We start from the raw sequence: 21,508 nt of genomic DNA, 5'->3' as shown, positions 1-21,508 counted from the left end.
CCGGAGAGTCACCACGGTGCGGTGTCGGCCCTCGCTGCTGGCTGCGATCGCTGACCACCCTCTCCGCCGTACCGCGGCCGGCGGCACCGCCGCCATCGGCGCGTCCCCCTCCAACCGCGCCGGTGGCGGCCCCTGCGCGGTTAGTGTGCGTTCCCTTGACTGGCAGAAACTTCCCGGTTAGTGGTGTGCCGTTGGAAGTTTCCTTCAGCGGATCCCAGCGGATCACCTCCGGAAGGAGCGCACGTGCACGACACCGGCACGGGAAACACGGGAAGCACGGGAAACACCGCACAGCCCTCCAGACGCACCGTCCTCGCCGCCACGGCCGGCGCCGCCGGCGCCCTCGCGGCCGCCGGGCCCGCGTACGCCGCCGACGCCATCGACGACAGGCGACTGCGCGCCCTCGTCTCCCGCATGACGCTGGAGGAGAAGGTCGGCCAGCTCTTCGTGATGCGGGTGTACGGCCACTCCGCCACCGCCCCCGACCAGGCCGACATCGACGCCAACCTCAAGGAGATCGGGGTCCGCACCGCCGCCGAGCTCGTCGCGAAGTACCGGGTCGGCGGCATCATCTACTTCGCCTGGGCCCACAACACCCGCGAGCCGCACCAGATCGCCGCTCTGTCCGACGGCATCCAGCGGGCCTCCCTGGAACTGCCGCGCGGACTGCCCGTGATCGTCTCCACCGACCAGGAGCACGGGATCGTCGCCCGGGTGGGCAAGCCGGCGACGCTCTTCCCGGGCGCCATGGCCGTCGGCGCGGGCGGGTCGCGGTCCGACGCCCGCGGCCTCGGGCGGATCGCGGGGCGTGAGCTGCGGGCGATGGGCATCCGGCAGGACTACTCCCCCGTGGCCGACGTGAACGTCAACCCGGCCAACCCGGTCATCGGCGTACGGTCCTTCGGGGCCGATCCGAAGGCGGTGGCCGCGCTGGTGGCCGCCGAGGTCGCCGGGTACCAGGGGTCCGGGGTGGCCGCGACCGCCAAGCACTTCCCCGGGCACGGGGACACCAACGTCGACAGCCACACCGGCTTCCCGACCATCACGCACAGCCGGGAGCTGTGGGAGAAGCTGGACGCACCGCCGTTCCGGGCGGCGATCGCCGCGGGCATCGACTCGATCATGACGGCGCATCTGATGGTCCCGGCCCTGGACGACTCCGGCGACCCGGCCACCCTCTCGCGCCCGATCCTCACCGGCATCCTCCGCGAACGGCTCGGCTACGACGGGGTCGTGGTCACGGACTCCCTCGGCATGGAGGGGGTGCGGACCAAGTACGGCGACGACCGGGTGCCGGTGCTCGCGCTGAAGGCGGGCGTGGACCAGCTCCTCAACCCGCCCAACCTGGACCTCGCCTGGAACGCGGTCCTCACGGCCGTGCGCGGCGGCGAGCTGACCGAGGCGCGGCTCGACGAGTCGCTCCTGCGGATCCTGCGGCTGAAGACGAAACTGGGCCTGTTCCGCACGCCGTACGTCGGTCAGGAGGGCGTCGACCGCACCGTCGGCACCCGGGCGCACCTGGCGGCGGCCGACCGGATCGCCGAGCGGACGACCACCCTGCTCGTCAACGAGGGGCGGCTGCTGCCGCTGCCCCGGCGCCGGTACCCCAAGGTGCTGGTGGTCGGGGCCGATCCGGCATCCCCCTCGGGGACGACCGGACCGCCGACGGGAGTGCTCGCCGCCGCGCTGACCGAACTCGGCTTCACCGCCACCGCCCTGCCGACGGGCACGTCCCCGTCCGCGGCGGTCATCGCCCGTGCGGTCGCGGCGGCGCGGGACGCCGACGCGGTGGTGGCGGCGACGTACAACGTCACGGCGGGCAGCGGCCAGAAGACGCTGGTCGAGCAGCTCGTGGCGACGGGGAGGCCGGTCGTGGCGGTCGCGATCCGCAATCCGTACGACGTGGCCCAGCTGCCCTCCGTCCCGGCGTGCCTCGCGGCGTACTCCTGGACCGACGTCGAACTGCGGGCCGCCGCACGGGTGATCGCGGGACGGGTGGCTCCCCGCGGGAAACTGCCCGTGCCGGTGCAGCGGGCGGATGATCCGGAGCAGGTGCTGTACCCGATCGGGCACGGGCTGACGTACTAGACGTACGCCACGGACCGGGCGCACCACCCCCAAGGTGCGCAAACCCACCCAGGTGCCTGGCGTGCGCCCCTCGGAGCGGGCCACGCTGGGCCAGGGCACTGGGGGGACGGCAATGCGTACGAAGAGTTCGGCGGGGGTGGTGTGGGGGCTACTGGTGCTGGTCGGTGTGCTGCTGACCGGGTGTCAGAGTCCCTCGGCGGGTGTCGTGGAGGACGGGCGGCTGGGCGGGCCGGAGTCGGGGACCACGGCTGCCGGGTCGGCGCCGGTGACCCGGCCGTCCGGGTACGGGGCGGTGTTCCTCGCGGTCGACGAGTGCAGTTCGTTCGGCACGACGAGCTTCACCGAGGTGCCGTGCGCCGGAGAGCGGGCGGCGGCCCGGGTCGTGGCGCGGCACGACGGCACGGTCCGGGACGGGCCGCGCTGCCCGGGAACCACTGACTTTGTGCTGCACATCAGCGAGCAGCGGCCCGCCTCCGACGAGGACGGCGACGGGGCCGTGCCGCAGGGTTACGCCTGTATGCGCAACCTCCAGCCGCCGCACCCGGGCGACCCGGGCGGCGGGGGCGGGCCGCGCACCATCGTCGGTGACTGCGTCTACAGCTCCGGCGACGGGCAGGTCCGCGAGGCCTCGTGCGACGGGAAGGGCGGGCAGGAGCCGGAGTACAAGGTGACCGAGGCGGTCGTCCGGCGCGCCGACTGCCCGGCCTCGACCGCCCTGTACGTCCGGCTCGGGGGCGAACGGCCCGTGGGGTGCGCCCGGCCGCTGTGAGCAACGACCGGGCGCGATACGAGCGTTACGGACTTCTACGGGGTCACGGCCGCAGCATCTGCTCGCGGTGCATGTCCCGCTTGTCGAGCTTGGCGTCGAACTTCGCCAGCGGCTTGGCCGCCTGCGGGTTCGCCTGCACCGAGCTGGTGGCGACACCGGCCCAGTCGAGGATGCGGGCGGTGGCGAGCGCCTTCTGCTCGGGCACGAGGCCCGCGACGTTGGCGCCGTGGTTCATGCCGGGGGCGGTCATGACGTAGGAGTCCTTCGCGCCCTTGCCGACGCGGAAGGGTTCCGCGCTCCACGGGTCGTTCTGCCCGTTGACGAACAGCATGTGGCGGGCGTTGTGCCGGACCCAGGTGTCGATGTCCCGCATCGCCGACGGCTGGAACTTCATCGGGATGTCCCGGGGGACGAAGTTGCGCGGCGGCTGGTAGCCGTAGCGGATGTACTGCTTCTCGATGTGCGGGAAGCCGATGGTCGGCGCGCCGAGCTGCGTGCCGGCCTGGTAGTAGTACGGCGTGTAGGTCGTCAGGCCCTGGTCGGCGTAGGCGGAGAAGCCGGAGATCGTGTCGACGGAGTTCCAGATCTCGTCGTCGGTGGCGTTCTTCGCGTCGGCCGGGATCTGGTCGCAGTCCTTGAGCAGGCTGTACTGCCAGAAGCCCCACACATAGTCGAGGACGGTCGCCTCGAAGGCCTTGTCCAAGCTGCCGATGGTGTTGAAGGTGAGGCCGTTGTCCTGCGCGTAGGCCGCGTACTTCTTCTCCAGCGGCTCGCGGCGCACCAGTGCCTCGCGCTGCACGCCGTTCAGCCGGTCGCGGCACTCCTTGCTGCCGACGCGGGCGAAGAAGCGGTCGTAGGCGGAGTCCTCCTTGTTCACCACGTCGTTGGGGGCGACGTAGGCGACCACGCCGTCCATGTCACGCGGGTAGAAGCGCTCGTAGTAGGTGGCGGTCATGCCGCCCTTCGAGCCGCCCGTGGAGATCCACTTCTTGGCGTAGACGCCCTTCAGCGCCTTGAAGACGCGGTGCTGGTCGCTGGCCGCCTGCCAGATGTCCAGCTTGGTCCAGTCGGCCGGGGAGGGCCGGGACGGGGTGAAGAAGCGGTACTCCAGGGAGACCTGGTTGCCGTCCACGATCTGGGTCGGCTCGCTGCGGCGGGGCGTCGTGGAGACGTTGTAGCCGCTGGTGAAGAAGACCGTCGGGCGCGCGACGTCCTTGTGCAGCACGGTGATGCGCTGCTGGAACGTGCCCTTCGACGGCTTCCGGTGGTCGACCGGCTGGGTGTAGTTCAGGACGAAGAAGCGGTAGCCGGTGTACGGCTTCTCCTCGACCAGGCTCATGCCCGGTATGGAGAGCAGCCTTTCCTTGATGTCGGTGGTGCCGTCGGTGCCGGTGGCGTCGGCGGCGGTGGCCGCTCCCGCCGTGCCCAGTGTGCCTATGAGCACCGTGAGCGCCAGCAGCCATCTGAGCGCCTTGCGCATGCGCACTCCCCTGTGAGACAGATGTGCGCCGGAAGCTAGCGGACCAACTCCCCTCAGCACCAGGGGACATGGGGATAACCCTCTATGCGCCGGGTGTCAGCACAGGATCCAGCCGGAGCTGACCGAGCCCTGCCCCACCCTGCCCTTCAGCCATACGCAGCGGCGCCCGGCGTGCACCATCACCGGGCCGGCGTGGTAGGAGTACCGACCTTCGTCGACGACCGGGCGGTTGCCGCGTGCCTGCACGCTCACCGACATCTTCCGCTTCACACCGGGCTTCTTGGTGACGGTCACGGCGCAGACGTAGCCGCCGCGTTTGTAGACGAGCACGGTTCCGGTGGAGAAGGGCAGGGTGCGGACCTTGCGGCCGGGACACGAGGCGGATGCGGCGGCCTGCGCCTCGCCCGGCGCCGCGACGGCCAGCAGGCCGGAGGCGGTCAGCACGGCCAGGCCTAGCGCGAGCCGCCGGCGTATCGCTCCACTGTCCACTGTCGTCCTCCCGTACCGCGTCGTGCGCGACCATCGGCGTACAGGTGTACGGACGCATGACGTATGTCGGACGGTTGCACGAGCGTTACGAAAACGCCGGTCGCGGGCCTCACCGGGACGCGCCGACCGGCTCCTCCGGCTCCGCGGCGCCGATGAACGTCCGCCACAGCTCGGCGTAGCGCCCGCCGCGCGCGAGCAGCTCCTCGTGCGTGCCGTCCTCGGCGACCCGGCCGTGGTCCATGACGACGACCCGGTCGGCGCGGGCGGCGGTGGTGAGGCGGTGGGCCACGACGAGGGTGGTGCGGCGGCCCGCCAGGCGGTCGGTGGCCTGGTTGACCTGGGCCTCGGTGGCCAGGTCGAGGGCGGCCGTCGCCTCGTCGAGGAGCAGGACGTCCGGGTCGACCAGCTCGGCGCGGGCCAGGGCGATGAGCTGGCGCTGTCCGGCGGAGAGGTTGCGGCCCCGCTCGGCGACCTCGTGGAGGTAGCCGCCCTCCAGCGTGGCGATCATCTCGTGCGCGCCGACCGCGCGGGCCGCCGCCTCGACCTCGGCGTCGGTGGCGTCGGGGCGGCCGTAGGCGATGGCGTCGCGGACGGTGCCCTGGAAGAGGTACGCCTCCTGCGGGACGACCCCCAGACGGTGCCGGTACGAGGTGATGTCGAGGGCGCGCAGGTCGGTGCCGTCGACGGTGACCCGGCCGCCGGTCGGGTCGTAGAAGCGGGCCACGAGCTTGACGACGGTCGACTTGCCCGCGCCGGTCTCGCCGACGAACGCCACCGTCTGCCCGGCGGGGATGCGCAGGTCGACCCCGCCGAGGGCCTCTTCGTCGTCGCCGTACGCGAAGTGCACGTCCTCGAAGGCGATGTCGCCGCGCAGGGACAGCACCTCGCGGGGTTCGTCGGCGGACTTCGTCGACGTCGGCTCCTGGAGGAGCTCCTGGATGCGGCCCAGCGAGACGGACGCCTGCTGGTAGCCGTCGAAGACCTGGGAGAGCTGCTGCACGGGCGCGAAGAACAGGTCGATGTAGAGCAGGTAGGCCACCAGCGAGCCGATCGCCAGCGTCCCGTCGTCGACCCGCGCGCCGCCCACGATCAGCACGGCCGCCGCCGCCACCGACGACAGGAACTGCACGAAGGGGAAGTACACGGAGATCAGCCACTGGCCCCGGATGCGCGCCTGGCGGTAGCTGTCGCTGTGCCCGGCGAACCGCCGCCCGCCGTCCCGCTCGCGCCGGAAGGCCTGCACGATCCGCAGCCCGGACACCGACTCCTGGAGGTCGGCGTTGACCACCGAGACGCGTTCACGGGCCAGTTCGTACGCCTTCACGCTCGCCCGGCGGAAGAAGAACGTGGCGATGATCAGCGGCGGCAGTGTCGCGAAGACGACCAGTGCCAGCTCCACGTCGAGCACCAGCAGGGCGACCATGATGCCGAAGAAGGTGACGACCGAGACGAAGGCGGTGACCAGGCCCGTCTGGAGGAACGTCGACAGCGCGTCTACGTCGGTCGTCATCCGGGTCATGATCCGGCCGGTGAGCTCCCGCTCGTAGTAGTCGAGCCCGAGGCGCTGGAGCTGGGAGAAGATCTTCAGCCGGAGCGAGTACAGCACCCGCTCGCCGGTGCGTCCCGTCATCCGGATCTCGCCGACCTGGGCCGCCCACTGCACGGCCACCGTCAGCAGCGCGAGCAGGGACGCCGCCCACACGGCGCCGATCGCGACCTGGGTGACGCCCGAGTCGATGCCGTGCCTGATCATGATCGGCAGCAGCAGGCCCATGCCCGCGTCGACGGCGACCAGCCCGAGGCTGACCAGCAGCGGCAGTCCGAAGCCGCGCAGCAGCCGGCGCAGTCCGTAGGACTCCTCCGGCTGAACGGCCTGCTTCTCGTCGACGTCGGGGGCGTCGGTGGCCGGGGGCAGCGCCTCCACCTGGGCGAGCAGCTCGGGGGTGGCCGGGCTCTCGGCGAGGGCGAGGTCCTTGCGCTCGCGGTCGCCGGTCCACAGCCGTGGGGTGACCCCGCGCTCGGCGTCGAACTCGGCGTCCAGCTCGTCCCGGACGGAGGTGTCCTCCTGGGGGCAGGCCGGCTGGGTGTGGCCCGGGGAGACCGCGCCCAGCTCGTCGGGGTCGGTGAGCAGGCGCCGGTAGAGGGCGGAGCGCCGCTGGAGTTCGTCGTGGGTGCCGATGTCGGCGAGGCGGCCGCCGTCCAGGACGGCGATGCGGTCGGCGAGGTTCAGGGTGGAGCGGCGGTGGGCGATCAGCAGGGTGGTGCGGCCCCGCATGACCTCCTTCAGCGCCTCGTGGATCTCGTGCTCGACCCGGGCGTCCACGGCGGAGGTGGCGTCGTCCAAGACCAGCAGGCGCGGGTCGCTGAGGATGGCGCGGGCGAGGGCGACGCGCTGGCGCTGGCCGCCGGAGAGGGTGAGGCCGTGCTCGCCGACGGTGGTGTCGTAGCCGTCGGGCAGCTCGCTGATGAACCGGTGCGCCTGGGCGGCGCGGGCGGCCTGCTCGATCTCCTCCTGGGTGGCGTCCGGGCGGCCGTAGGCGATGTTGCTGCGGACCGTGTCGGAGAAGAGGAAGGAGTCCTCCGGGACCAGCCCGATCGCGGCCCGGAGTGATTCCAGGGTCAGTTCGCGCACGTCGTGGCCACCGACGAGGACGGCACCGCGGGTGACGTCGTAGAAGCGCGGCAGCAGCAGGGAGACCGTGGACTTGCCGGAGCCGGAGGAGCCGACGACGGCGAGGGTCTCACCGGGGCGGATCTCGAAGGAGAGGCCGTCGAGGACGGGGCGGTCTTCGTCGTAGCCGAAGGAGACGTCGTCGAACTCGACGGTCGCGGGGGCGTCGGCGGGCAGGTCCTTGCGGCCGTCCTCGAGGGACGGCTCGGTGTCGATCAGCTCCAGGACGCGCTCGGTGCCGGCGCGGGCCTGCTGGCCGACGGTGAGCACCATGGCGAGCATGCGGACCGGGCCGACGAGCTGGGCGAGGTAGGTGGAGAAGGCGACGAACGTGCCGAGCGTGATGTGCCCGCCGACCGCGAGCCAGCCGCCGAGCGCCAGCATCGCGACCTGGCCGAGGGCGGGGACGGCCTGCAGGGCCGGGGTGTAGACGGAGTTCAGGCGGATGGTGCGCAGCCGCCCGGCGAAGAGGCGGCGGCTGACGGCCCTGAGCTTGCCGGTCTCCTGGTCCTCCTGCCCGAAGCCCTTCACCACGCGGACACCGCTGACGGCGCCGTCGACCACGCCGGCGACGGCGGCGGCCTGCGCCTGGGCGTACCAGGTGGAAGGGTGCAGCCGGGTGCGGCTGCGCTTGGCGATCCACCACAGGGCGGGGGCGACGGCCAGGGCGACGAGGGTGAGGGGCAGCGACAGCGACGCCATGATCCCCAGGGAGATCAGGAAGAGCAGGATGTTCCCGATGGTCATCGGGAGCATGAACAGCAGGCCCTGGATCAGCTGGAGGTCGCTGGTGGCCCGGCCGACGACCTGGCCGGTGGACAGCTCGTCCTGGCGGCGGCCGTCGAGCCGGGTGATCGTGCCGTACATCTCCGTCCGCAGGTCGTGCTGGACGTCGAGGGCGAGGCGGCCGCCGTAGTAGCGGCGGATGTAGGTGAGGACGTAGACGACCAGTGCGGCGGCGACGAGGAGGCCGGCCCAGGTGGTCATCGAGCGGGTGTGGTCGCTGATGACGTCGTCGATGATCACCTTGGTGATCAGCGGGACCAGCGCCATGACGGCCATGCCGCCCAGCGAGGAGCCGAGGGCGAGTACGACGTCCTTCGGGTGGCGCCACGCATAGGCCCACAGTCGTCGTGCCCATCCCCGTTGCGGTGTCACGCGGTCGCCCTCCGATCGTCCTGGTCTGCCGGAAGGCACCAACGCCGTGGGAGGCTGTTTTCATCCCGTGGCGTGACGAGCGTTACCCCGCCCCCACCCTGGACGGTCGTTGATACTCGCCGGTATCTTTGTCTGAGCAAGCGCTTAGACAGCTAGGTCCCTGGAGGTGGCGGCGTGCGCCGTACGGTGTTCAACGAGGATCACGAGGCGTTCCGGGAGACCATCCGCGCCTTCATCGAGGCCGAGGTCGTACCGGTGTACGACGAGTGGTTCGCGGCGGGTCAGGCGCCGCGCGACTTCTACTACAAGCTCGGTGAGCTGGGCATCTTCGGCATCAACGTGCCCGAGGAGTTCGGCGGCGCGGGCATGGAGAGCCACAAGTTCGAGGCCGTGCTCTACGAGGAGACCGCTCGCGCCGGTGTCCAGTTCGGCGGCTCCGGCGTGCACGTGCTGCTCGCCCTGCCCTACATCAAGATGCTCGCCACCGACGAGCAGAAGAAGCGGTTCCTGCCGAAGTTCGTCTCCGGCGAGGAGATGTGGGCCATCGCGATGACGGAGCCGGGCACCGGTTCCGACCTCGCGGGCATGAAGTCCACCGCCAAGCTGAGCGAGGACGGCACGCACTACGTCCTCAACGGCGCCAAGACCTTCATCACCGGCGGTGTGCACGCCGACCGTGTGATCGTCTGCGCCCGGACCGCCGCCCCGACCGCCGAGGACCGCCGCCACGGCATCTCCCTCTTCGCCGTCGACACCAAGTCCGAGGGCTACTCGGTCGGCCGCAAGCTCGACAAGCTCGGCCTGAAGACCTCCGACACCGCCGAGCTGGCGTTCGTCGACGTCAAGGTGCCCGTCGAGGACCTCCTCGGCGAGGAGAACAAGGGCTTCTACTACCTCGGCCACAACCTGGCCTCCGAGCGCTGGGGCATCGCCTTCGGCGCCTACGCACAGGCCAAGGCCGCCGTCCGGTTCGCCAAGCAGTACGTGCAGGAGCGCACGGTCTTCGGCAAGCCCGTCGCCCACTTCCAGAACACCAAGTTCGAGCTGGCCGCCTGCCAGGCCGAGGTGGACGCGGCCGAGGCCGTCGCCGACCGCGCGACCGAGGCCCTCGACGCCGGTGAGCTCACGCCCGCCGAGGCCGCCTCCGCGAAGCTGTTCTGCACCGAGGTCGCCCACCGCGTCATCGACCGCTGCCTCCAGCTGCACGGCGGCTACGGCTACATGAACGAGTACCCGATCGCCCGCCTGTACGCGGACAACCGCGTCAACCGCATCTACGGCGGCACCAGCGAGATCATGAAGTCGATCATCGCCAAGGACATGGGCCTGTAAGGCCCCCGACACCGGTACGCGATCACTGGCCGGTACAACTACCCCATGAGTCAGGCACTACAGGACCTCCTCGATCTGCTCGACCTGGAGCAGATCGAGGAGGACATCTTCCGTGGCCGGTCCCGGTCCGCCGTCGTCCCCCGGGTCTTCGGCGGGCAGGTCGCCGCCCAGGCGCTCGTCGCCGCCGGGCGCACGGTCCCCGAGGACCGGCCCGCGCACTCCCTCCACGCGTACTTCCTGCGCCCCGGCGATCCCGGCGCGCCCATCGTCTACACCGTCGACCGGATCCGCGACGGCCGCTCCTTCACCACCCGCCGGGTCGTCGCCGTCCAGCACGGCAAGCCGATCTTCCATCTCTCGGCGTCCTTCCAGGTGTACGAGGACGGGCTGGACCACCAGGAGCGCATGCCGGACGCGCCCGATCCCGCCACGCTGCCCACCGGTGAGGAGCGGCTGCGCGGATACGGCCATCTCGACCCGGCGGTCGTGGAGAAGTTCCTGGAGGCCCGGGCCGCCGTCGATCTGCGCTACGCCGACGAGCCGCCGTACGGGAAGTTCGGCGAGCCTCGCGAGCCGCACTCCCAGGTGTGGTTCCGGACCAACGGCAAGCTGGCCGACGACCCGCTGCTGCACGTCGTCCTCGCCACCTACGTCTCCGACATGACCCTCCTCGACTCCGTGCTGCTCGCCCACGGGCGGGGCGGCTGGGCCGTCGGGGACGTCGTCGGGGCCTCCCTCGACCACGCGATGTGGTTCCACCGGCCGTTCCGCGCCGATGAGTGGCTGCTCTACGACCAGGAGTCCCCGTCCGCGTACGGCGGCCGGGGACTGGGGCAGGCCCGGATCTACACGCAGGACGGGCGGCTGGCCATCACGGTGATCCAGGAGGGCGTGGTCCGCGTCCCGCGCGAGCCGGGCACCACGGGCACTAGCTGAGGCCCGCCTCCGCCAGCAGGTACGCCGTCATCGGGTCGTAGTGGCGGGGGCTGACCACGTGGTCGTCGAGGGGCACCGTCACCTGTACGGTGCCCTCGGCCTCGGCGAGGAAGAGGGCCGGGTCGTTGGAGTCGGCGTAGCCCACGGAGTCCACGCCGTGCTGTCCCGCGTAGCCCGCCCAGCCGTGGTCGGCGACGACCAGGTCGGGCAGCGGGCGGCCCTCGCGCTCCATGGCGGTCAGGATGGCCTTCATCGGCTCGCCCGAGTGCGTGTGCCACAGGGTGGCGCCGTGCTCCAGCACCGCCACGTCCGCGAACTGCATGACGTAGCCCTCCTCCGTCGTCAGCCCCTCGGGGATGACCACGATCTCGCAGCCGGCCGCGCGCAGGGCCGCCGCGGTCGCGCGGTGCACGTCGAGCAGGCCGCCGGGGTGGCCGGTGGCGAACAGGACCCGCTGCTGCCCGTCCGCCGCCTTGCGCAGCCGGCCGGCGAGCCGTTCCAGGCCGGCGACGGTCAGCTCCGGGTCGATGGTGTCCTGGCCGTACCGGTACTCGGGGTCGTCGTTCACGCCGACCCGTTCCGCCATCACCGCGAGGACGTCCTGCTCGTCGCTCCAGCGGTCGCCGAGTTCCAGGCCGAACCAGTAGTGACGGTCGGCGTTCGCCAGCTTGCGGTAGTGGGAGAGGTTGTTCTCGCGGGGGGTGGCGACATCGCCCGCGATGCGCGTCCTGACGAGGTGGTCGACGAGTTCGGCGCGGCTGGGTGTCCCGGGTATCGGCATGACAACCATTGTGGAGCAGCCGACTGGGGGCGGCCCTGGCGTATCGCACGCTGGGATGTGCGTCACGTACTCAGCGGGACCCCGCTCACCTACTCAGATGTGCCGCAGCGCGAACCAGAGTTCCATGCGGATGTCCGGGTCGTCGAGGTCCGCCTCCAGCAGGGCCGCGCAGCGGGCGATGCGCTGCCGCACGGTGTTGCGGTGCACGGACAGGGCGACGGCCGTGCGGTCCCAACTGCCGTGCAGGGAGAGCCAGGTGCGCAGGGTCTCGGGGAGCGCGGGGTGGGCCGTGACGGGCGCGAGCAGGGTGCGGGCGTGGGCCGCCGCCTCGCCGGGCGGCACCAGGTCGGCGAGGGCGGGGCGCGGGCCGTGCCGGAGCAGCGGGGCGCGGGTGGCGCGGGCCCGGGCCAGGGCGCGGGCCGCCTGGGTGTCGGCGGTGGGCCAGTCCTCCGGGGTGACGTCGGCGCTGACGCCCAGGGTCCAGCCGGGCAGCGGCTCCGGTGCCCGGCCGGCCGGGACCAGGACCCGGACGACGTCGCCCGCCGGGTCGACCAGGGCGGACCCGAGCGCGGCACCCAGCGCGGAGGCCGCGACGGCGTCGGGGACGCCCTCCCCGTCGGGACGGGCGTGCACGACGACCCAGCGCCGCCCGTCGCCGAGCAGCGGCGCGACGTCCTCGGGCGCGGCCCCCAGCAGCAGCCGCACCAGCGCGGAGGAGCGGGCGGCACCGGTGCCGCTCTGCTGCTCCCCGGTGAGGAGGGCCAGCAGCACGGCGGCGACGGAGGCGATGGTGTGGTCCCCCGGGGCGCGTCCCGGGGCGGCCACCCCGAGCACGAAACCGCGCCGCCCGGCACCGAGGGCGTAGGCGGCGAGGTGGAGACCGGCGGTGGTGTCGGTGGCGGAGGTGGGTGCGGGGCGGCTGGGCTCGGTGGGTGGCTGAGGGCCGGCAGGCGAGACCGAGCCGGGCCGGTGGGCCGAGCGGGAGCGTGCCGCCGCGGGCTCACCCGACCGGGGCCCCGTCGGGAGGGCCGAGCGGGAGGGTGCCGCCTCCGACGCACCCGACCGCGGCCCGGTCGAGTGCGCGCGTGATGCGGAGCCGGTCGGCGATGCCGCACCTGCCGGAGGCGCCGGACGGTCCGGCCGTACGACCTCCGCCAGCCGCGCCAGCACCGCGCGCGCCTCGCCCCCGGGCTCCCGGCCCGCCCCCGCGATCTCCGCCCCCTCCGGCCCGTACAGCACCGCCCAGCCCCCCAGCCGCTGGGCGAGCTGCCGGAGGACCGACGGGACCGGGTCGGGGCGGGAGGCTGCCGAGGCGAGGCTCTGCTGGGCCTCCGTGACACGGCGGAGTTCGGCCAGGCGGGCCTGGGCCATCAGCTGCCAGACCGCGCGGGCCACGCCCGAGAAGGTGGTCTGCGGCGGCACCTCCAGCAGCGGCAGGCCGTATCTCTCGCACGCCGCGACCAGCGCCCTCGGCACCGTGTCGTGCACCGGCGCCACCCCGAAGCCGAGGGCCGCGCCGCCCGCCGCCACGATCCGGGCCACGTAGTCGTCGAAGTACGTGCCCGACCCCGCCGCCTCAGGGATGTGCACGCCGGCCGTGAGCAGCAGTTCCCCGCCCAGTAGATACGGATACGGGTCGGCCATCTCGGAGGTGTGCACCCAGTGGACGGCGGTGCCGGGGTCGTCCGGGCCGGCGATCCGGCGCAGGGCCAGGTCCTCGCGGGCCAGGAGAGCGGACAGCGCAACGGGGGGCGTGGGGGGAACCGTCGAATCCGGCATGTGTGCGTTTCCTCCAGCCAGCACCGCTCCAGTGGATGAAACGTACACTTCGCAGTCGCTTTCCGGCCACCTAGGGTCAGTCCTCGTCAACCTCGTCCCCACGAGCGAGCGTGTGCGAAGGAGGCCCCATGGCCGTCGACTACCTCGTGATCGTCGTCTACCTGGCCGGAATGCTCGCCATGGGCTGGTGGGGCATGCGCCGCGCCCGCTCCAAGAGCGAGTTCCTGGTCGCCGGCCGCCGCCTCGGCCCGGCCATGTACTCCGGCACCATGGCGGCGATCGTCCTCGGCGGCGCCTCCACCATCGGCGGTGTGGGCCTCGGCTACCAGTACGGCCTGTCCGGCGCCTGGATGGTCTTCACCATCGGCCTCGGCCTGCTCGCCCTCTCCGTCTTCTTCTCCGCCCGCATCGCCCGGCTGAAGGTGTACACCGTCTCCGAGATGCTCGACCTGCGCTACGGAGGCGGCCGGGCCGGCATCATCTCCGGGGTCGTCATGTGGGCGTACACCCTCATGCTCGCGGTGACCTCGACCATCGCCTACGCCACGATCTTCGACGTCCTGTTCGACATGAACCGCTCGCTCGCGATCGTCCTCGGCGGCTCGATCGTCGTCGCGTACTCCACCCTCGGCGGGATGTGGTCGATCACCCTGACGGACATGGTGCAGTTCGTCGTGAAGACCATCGGCGTGCTGCTCCTGCTGCTGCCGATCGCCGTCGTGAAGGCGGGCGGGTTCGGCGAGATGAAGGCCCAGCTGCCCACCAACTACTTCGACCCGCTCGGCATCGGCGGCGAGACGATCTTCACCTACGTGCTGATCTACACCTTCGGCATGCTCATCGGGCAGGACATCTGGCAGCGCGTGTTCACCGCCCGCAGCGACCGGACCGCCAAGTGGGGCGGGACCGTCGCCGGCACCTACTGCCTCGCGTACGCCCTCGCCGGTGCCGTCATCGGTACGGCGGCCAAGGTGCTGTACCCGAACCTCGGCAGCGCGGACGACGCCTTCGCGACCATCGTGAAGGAGGAACTGCCCGTCGGAGTCCGGGGACTGGTGCTGGCCGCCGCCCTGGCCGCCGTGATGTCCACGTCCTCCGGCGCGCTGATCGCCTGCGCCACCGTCGCCAACAACGACATCTGGTCCCGGCTGCGGGGCATCGGCAAGGGCGCGCCGACCGACGACCACGACGAGGTCAAGGGCAACCGGGCCTTCATCCTGCTCATGGGCGTCGCGGTGATCGCCACGGCCATCGCGATCGACGACGTCGTGCAGGCGCTGACCGTCGCCTACAACCTCCTCGTCGGCGGACTGCTCGTGCCGATCCTCGGCGGGCTGGTGTGGAAGCGGGGCACGGTGTACGGCGCCCTGGCCTCCGTCGCGGTCGGCGGAGTCGCGGTCATCGTGCTGATGGCGACGCACGGCATCCTCGCCAACGAGCCCGTGTACTACGGCCTGCTCGCCTCGCTCGCCGCGTACGTGATCGTCTCCTTGGCCACCCCCGCGACCGACGCCGCCGTCCTGGCCGCCTGGCGCGAGCGGCTCGCCGGGCACTCCCCCGAACTCCCGTCCGAACCGGTCCCGGCTTCCCAGTAAAGTCATAGGGCAAGCAGTACATACGCGATGAAGCGTAGGAAAGAAGGCATTTCTCCATGAGCAGCAACGAGACTCCCCGCGGGCCCGTCGATTCCTCCCGCGTTCCGCGGTACGCGGGCCCCGCGACCTTCGCCCGGCTGCCCCGGCTCGACGAGGTCGGCGGACGGGCCGATGTCGCCGTGGTGGGCGTGCCGTTCGACTCGGGCGTCTCGTACCGGCCGGGTGCCCGCTTCGGCGGCAACGCGATCCGTGAGGCGTCGCGGCTGCTGCGCCCGTACAACCCGGCGCAGGACGCCTCCCCGTTCGCCCTCGCCCAGGTCGCGGACGGCGGGGACATCGCCGCGAACCCGTTCAACATCAACGAGGCCGTCGAGACCGTCGAGGCCGCCGCGGACGACCTGCTCGGCACGGGCGCCCGCCTGATGACCCTCGGCGGCGACCACACCATCGCGCTGCCGCTCCTGCGCTCGGTGGCGAAGAAGCACGGCCCGGTGGCCCTGCTGCACTTCGACGCCCACCTCGACACCTGGGACACCTACTTCGGCGCCGAGTACACGCACGGCACCCCGTTCCGCCGCGCGGTCGAGGAAGGCATCCTCGACACCTCCGCCCTCTCCCACGTGGGCACGCGCGGCCCGCTCTACGGCAAGCAGGACCTGACCGACGACGAGAAGATGGGCTTCGGCATCGTCACCTCGGCGGACGTCTACCGGCGCGGCGCCGACGAGGTCGCCGACCAGCTCCGCCAGCGCATCGGCGACCGGCCGCTGTACATCTCCATCGACATCGACTGCCTCGACCCGGCCCACGCGCCCGGCACGGGCACGCCCGAGGCCGGCGGCATGACCTCGCGCGAGCTGCTCGAGATCCTGCGCGGGCTGGCGTCCTGCAACCTGGTCTCGGCGGACGTCGTCGAGGTGGCCCCCGCGTACGATCACGCGGAGATCACGTCGGTGGCCGCGTCCCACACGGCGTACGAACTGACCACGATCATGTCGCGCCAGATCGCCGCGGCCCGGAAGGACTCGGAAGCGCAGTGACTCACGACCACGACCTGGTGCTCCGCCCGACGCCCGCCCAGACGGAGGCGGCCCTGAACCCTCCCCCCGGCCGCACCGGCGGAGACCTGGTCGTGGAGACGCTGGCCGGGCTGGGCGCCACGACCGTCTTCGGCCTGCCCGGCCAGCACGCCCTCGGCATGTTCGACGCGCTGCGCCGCTCCGATCTCAGGTACATCGGCCTGCGGGTGGAGAACAACGCCGGGTTCGCGGCGGACGCGTACGGCCGGATCACGGGTGAGGCGGCGCCACTGCTGCTGTCGACGGGGCCGGGAGCGCTGACCTCGCTGGCGGCGCTCCAGGAGGCGGCGGCGGCCAGCGCCCCCGTCCTGGCGATCAGCAGCCAGGTCCCGACGGCGGGGCTCGGCGGCGGCCGTCACGGCTATCTGCACGAACTGCCCGACCAGGCGGCCTCGTTCCGGGGCGTGGTGAAGTCGGTCCACACCGTCCGCACCCCGTCGCAGATCCCGTCCGCCATCGAGGCGGCCTGGACGTCGGCGCTGAGCGCCCCGCACGGGCCGGTGTGGGTGGAGATCCCGCAGGACGTGCTGCTCGCCGAGACGGTGATCCCGGTGGTGACCGGCGGCGACGCCTTCCCCGAGGAACTGCCGCCGCGCCCCGAACTGACCGCCGTGGCCGCCGACCTGCTGTCGAAGGCGGCCCGCCCGGCGATCATCGCGGGCGGCGGGGTGATCCGGGCGGACGCGTCGAAGAAGCTGCGCCGGCTGGCCGAGACGCTTCAGGCGCCGGTCGCCACGACGCCCGGCGGCAAGGGCGCGTTCCCCTGGACGCATCCGCTGTCGCTCCAGTCCTGGATCGAGGACCGCCACACCACGGACTTCCTGGAGGACGCGGACGTCCTCCTCGTCGTCGGCTCGGGACTGGGCGAACTCTCCTCGAACTACCACACCTTCAAGCCGCGCGGCCGGGTCATCCAGATCGAGGCCGACCTCGGCAAGCTGGAGTCCAACCACCCCGCCCTGGGCATCCACGCGGACGCCCGCCTCGCGCTGCAGGCACTGCTGGAGACGGTCTCCGAGCGGGAGGACCCGACGGCGCCGGAGCGCGTGCGCGCACTTCTCGCGAAGGTCGCCGAGCGCATCGCCGCCCAGGAACTCACCCTGGAGCAGGAGGTGTTGGCGTCCGTCCGCCGGGCCCTCCCCGCCGGCTCCCCGTCCTTCTGGGACATGACGATCCTCGCGTACTGGGCCTGGTCGGCCTTCGACGCCAAGGGTCCCAACCACATGCACTCCGCCCAGGGCGCGGGCGGCCTCGGCTACGCCTTCCCGGCGGCACTCGGCGCGGCGGTGGCCGACCCGACCCGGCCGGTCCTCGCCGTCTCCGGCGACGGCGGCGCCCTGTACTCGATCGCCGAGCTGGCGACGGCCCGCCAGTACGGCCTGAACGTCACCTGGCTGATCGTCGACGACGGCGGCTACGGCATCCTGCGCGAGTACATGACCGACGCGTTCGGCGAGGCGACGGCGACGGAGCTGACCCGGCCGGACTACGTGGCACTGGCGGAGTCCTTCGGCGTCCCCGGAGTCCGTACGACCCCGGAGAACCTGGAGCAGGACCTCGCGAAGCACCTCGCGTCGCCGGGGCCCTCGGTGGTCCTGCTCCCGGCCGTGCTGAGGATGTTCGCACCGACGCACCTGGACTGAGCGCCGGCCGGTCGCCCCACTCAGCTGCCGCTGCCGTCATGCCGGCCGTTGCCGGTATCGGCATCGGCATCGGCATCGGTGGGGCGGAAGCACGCCGTCACCGTCTTGCCGTTCCGCCGGCACCGCATCCCCCACTCATCGGCGAGCTTCTGCACGATCGCCACTCCGCGGCCTGAGACATCCCCCGGCTCCGCTTCGCGCTGGCGCGGCAGCGTCGGGTCCTCGTCGTGGACGCTCACATGAAGGCAGTCGCCGTCCCACGTGAGGACCAGGTGCGCGTCGCTGTGCGCGTGGATGTGCGCGTTGGTGATCAGTTCGGACACGGCCAGCACGATGGAGTCCACCGTGTCCGGCTCCGCGGCGGCCCAGGGCAGGGATTCGAGACGCCTGCGTGTCCACTCCCGCCCGGCGCGTACTCCCTCGGACATGGGGAACGAGTGCGCCCATCCCATCGCCTTCACCGCCACGGCCCCGACCTCCTCTCCCTCGGCCCCACACACGTGAATGAACCGGGTACCCGGCACCCTCCTCGACAGACACGATGCGGTGGGCCGCCCGCGACTTTCCGGCCGGCCCACCCCACACGCCAGGTACTTCTCAAACACGGGTCGAACAAGGCCTACAGGCCGTCGCGGACCATCGCGGCGACGAGGTGGACGTGGCGGTCGGCCGCCGTGTTCGACATCTCGTTCTCGAAGTTCAGGCCGTAGGGCCAGAAGTGGCCGCCGCCGGTGGAGATCTTCGCGCCGGAGCCGTCGTACTGCTTGACCAGCGCGGTCGCCTGCCCACCGGTCCAGGTGCCGCTGCCGCCGAGGCGGGACCATCCCGAGCTGGTGCCCACGCCGATGGTGTGGGCGATCTCGTGCAGGGCCGTCCGCTCGGTCATGTAGCTGCGGTTGCTGCCGAAGCGGATGGTCCCGTTGATGTTGCCGTCGGCGGTGGGGACACCCGGCTCGTAGCGGACGGTGATGGTCTTGCCCAGGTCACTGAGGTTGTTGTAGCGGGCCACCGCCGCGTTCATGGCCCGGGTGATGGCGTCGTAGGCGGTGCGCTGGTCCTCGGTGGGGTTGCTCGCCCGCACGAGGGACCAGGTGATGGTCGCCGCGGCGGCGCGTTCGCGGGCGGGGGCGGGGGCGGTTGCAGAGGTGACCTGGGACGTGGTCTGAGGGGTGGTGGCGGCCTGGGCGGCGCCCGGGCCGGCCAGGAGTGCGGCCGTCAGGGCGGCTATGAGGGCCTTGCGTGGGCTCATTGAGGATCCTCCTGTGGGGGGCCGTCGAAAGCTTGCGAAACTTCGTACGACGTTCGGGATCTCGGACAGCGGAAGCCAACTCTCTTTACCGGTGGGGAAGTTGGCGCGCTGTCGACCGCAAGTATCCCGGCGGGAAAGGCGGCGTCAAGAGTTTCTGCAGGGGTCAGCGGAACCGCCGGGTCGAGGCGTGGCGAACAACCCCGACTTGCGGCCACTGCGCCGAATGTGCCGAAATTGGGCCCACCCTGTGAAACCGCACGGCACCCCGGTAACGACTCGCACAAGTCTTCATCAAGTCGCACAACCTTTCCCCCGTACCGATGAGTCATGGATGCATGACTTCTGGGATATCCCGCCGCGCGAGAGTGCTGGCGGTGGCCGTGGGCACGGGTGTGCTCGTGCCGCTCGTCGCCGCCGCCACGCCCGCAGCCGCCGCCACGCCTGCCGTGACCTGTACGTCCGCCAAGGCCGGGCTGGCCGCCAAGCTGAAGAAGGACATCACCGCCGCGCTGGCCACCCGCAAGGGCACCGTCGCCGTCGGCCTCTACGACCGCAGCACCAACACGACGTGCACCCTGCGCGCGAGTTCGGCCTACGACTCGGCCAGCGTCGTCAAGGTCACCGTCCTCGCCACGCTGCTGTGGGACGCGAAGAAGCACAACCGGTATCTCACCGACCGCGAGAACACCCTCGCCAAGGCCATGATCACCAAGTCGGACAACGCCGCGACCTCCACCCTGTGGAAGCAGCTCGGCATGACGAAGATCAAGGGCTTCCTCGCCGCCGCCGGCATGACCCAGACCAAGCCCGGCGCGAACGGCTACTGGGGCCTGACGCAGATCACCGTCACCGACGAGCAGAAGCTGCTGAAGCTCCTGACGGCCAAGAACACGGTCCTGAGCGACAACTCCCGCGCCTACATCCTGAAGTTGATGGGGCAGGTCGTCTCGTCCCAGCGCTGGGGCACGCCGTACGGAGTGCCGTCCGGCGTCACCGTGGCCGTGAAGAACGGCTGGCTGCAACGATCCACGAACGGCTGGCGGGTGCACAGTGTCGGCGCGTTCAAGGGCGGCGGCCACGACTACATGATGACCGTGCTCACCCACGGCAACAGCACCATGAACTACGGCATCGCGACCATCCAGGCCGTGGCCAAGGTCATCCACAAGGACCTGGCCGCGAGCTGACCCTTCACCACGCGTCCTACCCGGCGTCACCGGCCCGCCCTACGGTGACGCCATGCCCCTGAGAACCCACCTCGCCCTGCTCACCGCGGGCCTTGCGGCGGCCACGTGCCTGACCGCCGTCGGCCCCGCCCAGGCGCACACGCAGCACGCCTGCTCGCCGGCCGTCTCCATCGACGGCTTCTCCGACGCGCTCGACAAGACGACGTACGAGAACACCTACGTCGGCAACTTCTCGGCACTCGCCATGGACAGCGGCGGCTCCCTGGCCGCCCTCTCCGACCGCTCGTCCCTCTTCCGCCTGGACGCGAGGACGCTGAAGCCCCGGTCCGTGGTCCCGCTCGCCGACGAGCAGGGCACCGCGCTCGACTCCGAGGGCCTGGCCGTGGACAGCGACGGCTCGTACCTCGTCTCCTCCGAGACGGAGCCCTCCATCCGCCGCTACTCCCGCACCGGCAGGCTCCTCGACCGCCTCCCGGTCCCGGACGCCCTGCAGGTGAGCCCCGCGGGCCGCGCCCGGCCCAACGGCACCTTCGAGGGCCAGACCCTGCTCCCCGGCGGCCGCACCCTGCTGGCCTCCATGGAGTACGCGCTCTCCGGCGACGACTCGACGACCGTCCGCTTCCAGACCTGGCGCAGGACGCCGCACGGCCACTTCGCCCTCGCCGCCCAGTACGCCTACCGCACGGATCCCGGCCTGGGCGTACCCGAGGTCCAGGCGACCCCCGACGGCCGCCTCCTGGTCCTGGAACGCGGCTTCACCTCCGGCGTGGGCAACACGGTCCGCCTCTACCTGGCCGACCCGCGCGGTGCGACGGACACGAGCGGCATCGACACCCTGCCGGCCCACCCAGACTTCCGCCTGATCAAGAAGACCCTCCTCACCGACCTGGCAACCTGCCCCTCCCTCGGCGCCACGGCCAAACAACCCCAGCCGAACCCCCTCCTCGACAACATCGAGGCCATGACGATCACGGGCCGCAGGAACAACACCCTGAAGGTCCTCCTCGCCAGCGACGACAACGAGAACCAGACCCAGACGACCCGCTTCTACGCCCTGCGGGTGAGACTGACCTCGTAGCCGCACGCCGCTCGTCCCGTCCAAGGCGGAACCTCGGGCGGGTGGGCACGCGCGGGGCGCAGGGGGCGAAGCCCCAGCCGGGGTCCGGGGCGGAGCCCCGAGGCGAGGGCACCTCTTGCCCAACCGCTTCGGGCCGGCGGGTGGGCGAACACCGGGGTGCAGGGGCGAAGCCCCGCCGGGGTCCGGGGCGGAGC

Annotated in this window: 16 protein-coding genes; 9 read left to right on the top strand and 7 right to left on the bottom strand. The window is 71.7% G+C overall.

Annotated elements, in window-relative coordinates; translation table 11 throughout:
* The first annotated feature begins 243 nt into the window (after positions 1 to 243).
* Together ACZ3I3_RS26405 and ACZ3I3_RS26400 are read left to right on the top strand one after the other, a co-directional pair.
* Entirely contained in the window at positions 244 to 2,088 is a 1,845-nt protein-coding gene (locus ACZ3I3_RS26405) for a glycoside hydrolase family 3 protein (RefSeq protein ID WP_467369039.1), read from the top strand.
* A gap of 112 nt (positions 2,089 to 2,200) precedes the next feature.
* Positions 2,201 to 2,857 carry a hypothetical protein gene (locus tag ACZ3I3_RS26400; RefSeq protein ID WP_467369037.1) on the top strand — a complete coding sequence of 219 codons (657 nt, stop codon included), beginning with the start codon at positions 2,201 to 2,203 and terminating at the stop codon, positions 2,855 to 2,857.
* A gap of 43 nt (positions 2,858 to 2,900) precedes the next feature.
* Here the strand turns inward: ACZ3I3_RS26400 and ACZ3I3_RS26395 are convergent, their stop codons facing one another.
* The 3 genes from ACZ3I3_RS26395 to ACZ3I3_RS26385 form a co-directional block, all read right to left on the bottom strand.
* Positions 2,901 to 4,337 carry a S28 family serine protease gene (locus tag ACZ3I3_RS26395; RefSeq protein ID WP_467369035.1) on the bottom strand — a complete coding sequence of 479 codons (1,437 nt, stop codon included), beginning with the start codon at positions 4,335 to 4,337 and terminating at the stop codon, positions 2,901 to 2,903.
* Between the two features lie 96 nt (positions 4,338 to 4,433).
* Positions 4,434 to 4,826: a hypothetical protein gene (locus ACZ3I3_RS26390; protein ID WP_356033033.1), complete on the bottom strand. Its 393-nt coding sequence runs from the start codon at positions 4,824 to 4,826 to the stop codon at positions 4,434 to 4,436.
* A gap of 109 nt (positions 4,827 to 4,935) precedes the next feature.
* On the bottom strand, positions 4,936 to 8,655 hold the full coding sequence (locus tag ACZ3I3_RS26385) for an ABC transporter ATP-binding protein (protein WP_467369033.1): 3,720 nt from the start codon (positions 8,653 to 8,655) through the stop codon (positions 4,936 to 4,938).
* Between the two features lie 174 nt (positions 8,656 to 8,829).
* Here ACZ3I3_RS26385 and ACZ3I3_RS26380 point away from each other — a divergent pair, with 174 nt between their 5' ends.
* Positions 8,830 to 9,987, top strand: a complete 1,158-nt coding sequence (locus tag ACZ3I3_RS26380; RefSeq protein ID WP_467369032.1) for an acyl-CoA dehydrogenase family protein — start codon at positions 8,830 to 8,832, stop codon at positions 9,985 to 9,987.
* A 45-nt stretch (positions 9,988 to 10,032) separates the two neighbouring features.
* Positions 10,033 to 10,923 carry an acyl-CoA thioesterase gene (locus ACZ3I3_RS26375; RefSeq protein WP_467369030.1) on the top strand — a complete coding sequence of 297 codons (891 nt, stop codon included), beginning with the start codon at positions 10,033 to 10,035 and terminating at the stop codon, positions 10,921 to 10,923.
* On the opposite strand, the gene ACZ3I3_RS26370 is transcribed toward ACZ3I3_RS26375, so the two are convergent.
* Together ACZ3I3_RS26370 and ACZ3I3_RS26365 are read right to left on the bottom strand one after the other, a co-directional pair.
* Positions 10,916 to 11,704 carry a phosphatase gene (locus ACZ3I3_RS26370; RefSeq protein WP_150480993.1) on the bottom strand — a complete coding sequence of 263 codons (789 nt, stop codon included), beginning with the start codon at positions 11,702 to 11,704 and terminating at the stop codon, positions 10,916 to 10,918. The two genes, ACZ3I3_RS26375 and ACZ3I3_RS26370, sit on opposite strands and share 8 nt — an antisense overlap.
* Before the next feature lie 93 nt (positions 11,705 to 11,797).
* Positions 11,798 to 13,483: a PucR family transcriptional regulator ligand-binding domain-containing protein gene (locus ACZ3I3_RS26365; RefSeq protein WP_467369028.1), complete on the bottom strand. Its 1,686-nt coding sequence runs from the start codon at positions 13,481 to 13,483 to the stop codon at positions 11,798 to 11,800.
* 128 nt (positions 13,484 to 13,611) lie between these two features.
* Between ACZ3I3_RS26365 and ACZ3I3_RS26360 the strand changes: the two genes are divergently transcribed.
* From ACZ3I3_RS26360 to ACZ3I3_RS26350, 3 genes are read left to right on the top strand one after another with little or no spacing between them, the layout of a single operon-like run.
* A complete protein-coding gene (locus ACZ3I3_RS26360) occupies positions 13,612 to 15,078 on the top strand; it encodes a sodium:solute symporter family protein (RefSeq protein ID WP_467369026.1) in 1,467 nt (488 codons plus the stop codon).
* Between the two features lie 56 nt (positions 15,079 to 15,134).
* A complete protein-coding gene (speB, locus tag ACZ3I3_RS26355; RefSeq protein ID WP_467369024.1) occupies positions 15,135 to 16,118 on the top strand; it encodes an agmatinase in 984 nt (327 codons plus the stop codon).
* Entirely contained in the window at positions 16,115 to 17,800 is a 1,686-nt protein-coding gene (locus tag ACZ3I3_RS26350; protein ID WP_467369022.1) for a thiamine pyrophosphate-binding protein, read from the top strand. The genes speB and ACZ3I3_RS26350 overlap by 4 nt, the downstream gene beginning before the upstream one ends.
* Positions 17,801 to 17,820: 20 nt before the next feature.
* Here ACZ3I3_RS26350 and ACZ3I3_RS26345 read toward each other — a convergent pair whose 3' ends face one another.
* Entirely contained in the window at positions 17,821 to 18,267 is a 447-nt protein-coding gene (locus tag ACZ3I3_RS26345) for an ATP-binding protein (protein WP_467369021.1), read from the bottom strand.
* A 152-nt stretch (positions 18,268 to 18,419) separates the two neighbouring features.
* Positions 18,420 to 19,049 (bottom strand): hypothetical protein, encoded by a 630-nt coding sequence (locus ACZ3I3_RS26340; protein ID WP_467369019.1) that lies wholly within the window; start codon positions 19,047 to 19,049, stop codon positions 18,420 to 18,422.
* A 335-nt stretch (positions 19,050 to 19,384) separates the two neighbouring features.
* On the opposite strand from ACZ3I3_RS26340, the gene ACZ3I3_RS26335 reads away from it, so the two are divergent.
* Both ACZ3I3_RS26335 and ACZ3I3_RS26330 read left to right on the top strand, forming a co-directional pair.
* Positions 19,385 to 20,236 carry a serine hydrolase gene (locus tag ACZ3I3_RS26335; RefSeq protein ID WP_467369017.1) on the top strand — a complete coding sequence of 284 codons (852 nt, stop codon included), beginning with the start codon at positions 19,385 to 19,387 and terminating at the stop codon, positions 20,234 to 20,236.
* 52 nt (positions 20,237 to 20,288) lie between these two features.
* Positions 20,289 to 21,314 carry an esterase-like activity of phytase family protein gene (locus tag ACZ3I3_RS26330; protein ID WP_467369016.1) on the top strand — a complete coding sequence of 342 codons (1,026 nt, stop codon included), beginning with the start codon at positions 20,289 to 20,291 and terminating at the stop codon, positions 21,312 to 21,314.
* Positions 21,315 to 21,508 lie beyond the last annotated feature (194 nt).

It is taken from the genome of Streptomyces sp. NPDC016851, from assembly GCF_055562795.1.
This window is presented reverse-complemented; position numbering and strand designations above follow the sequence as displayed.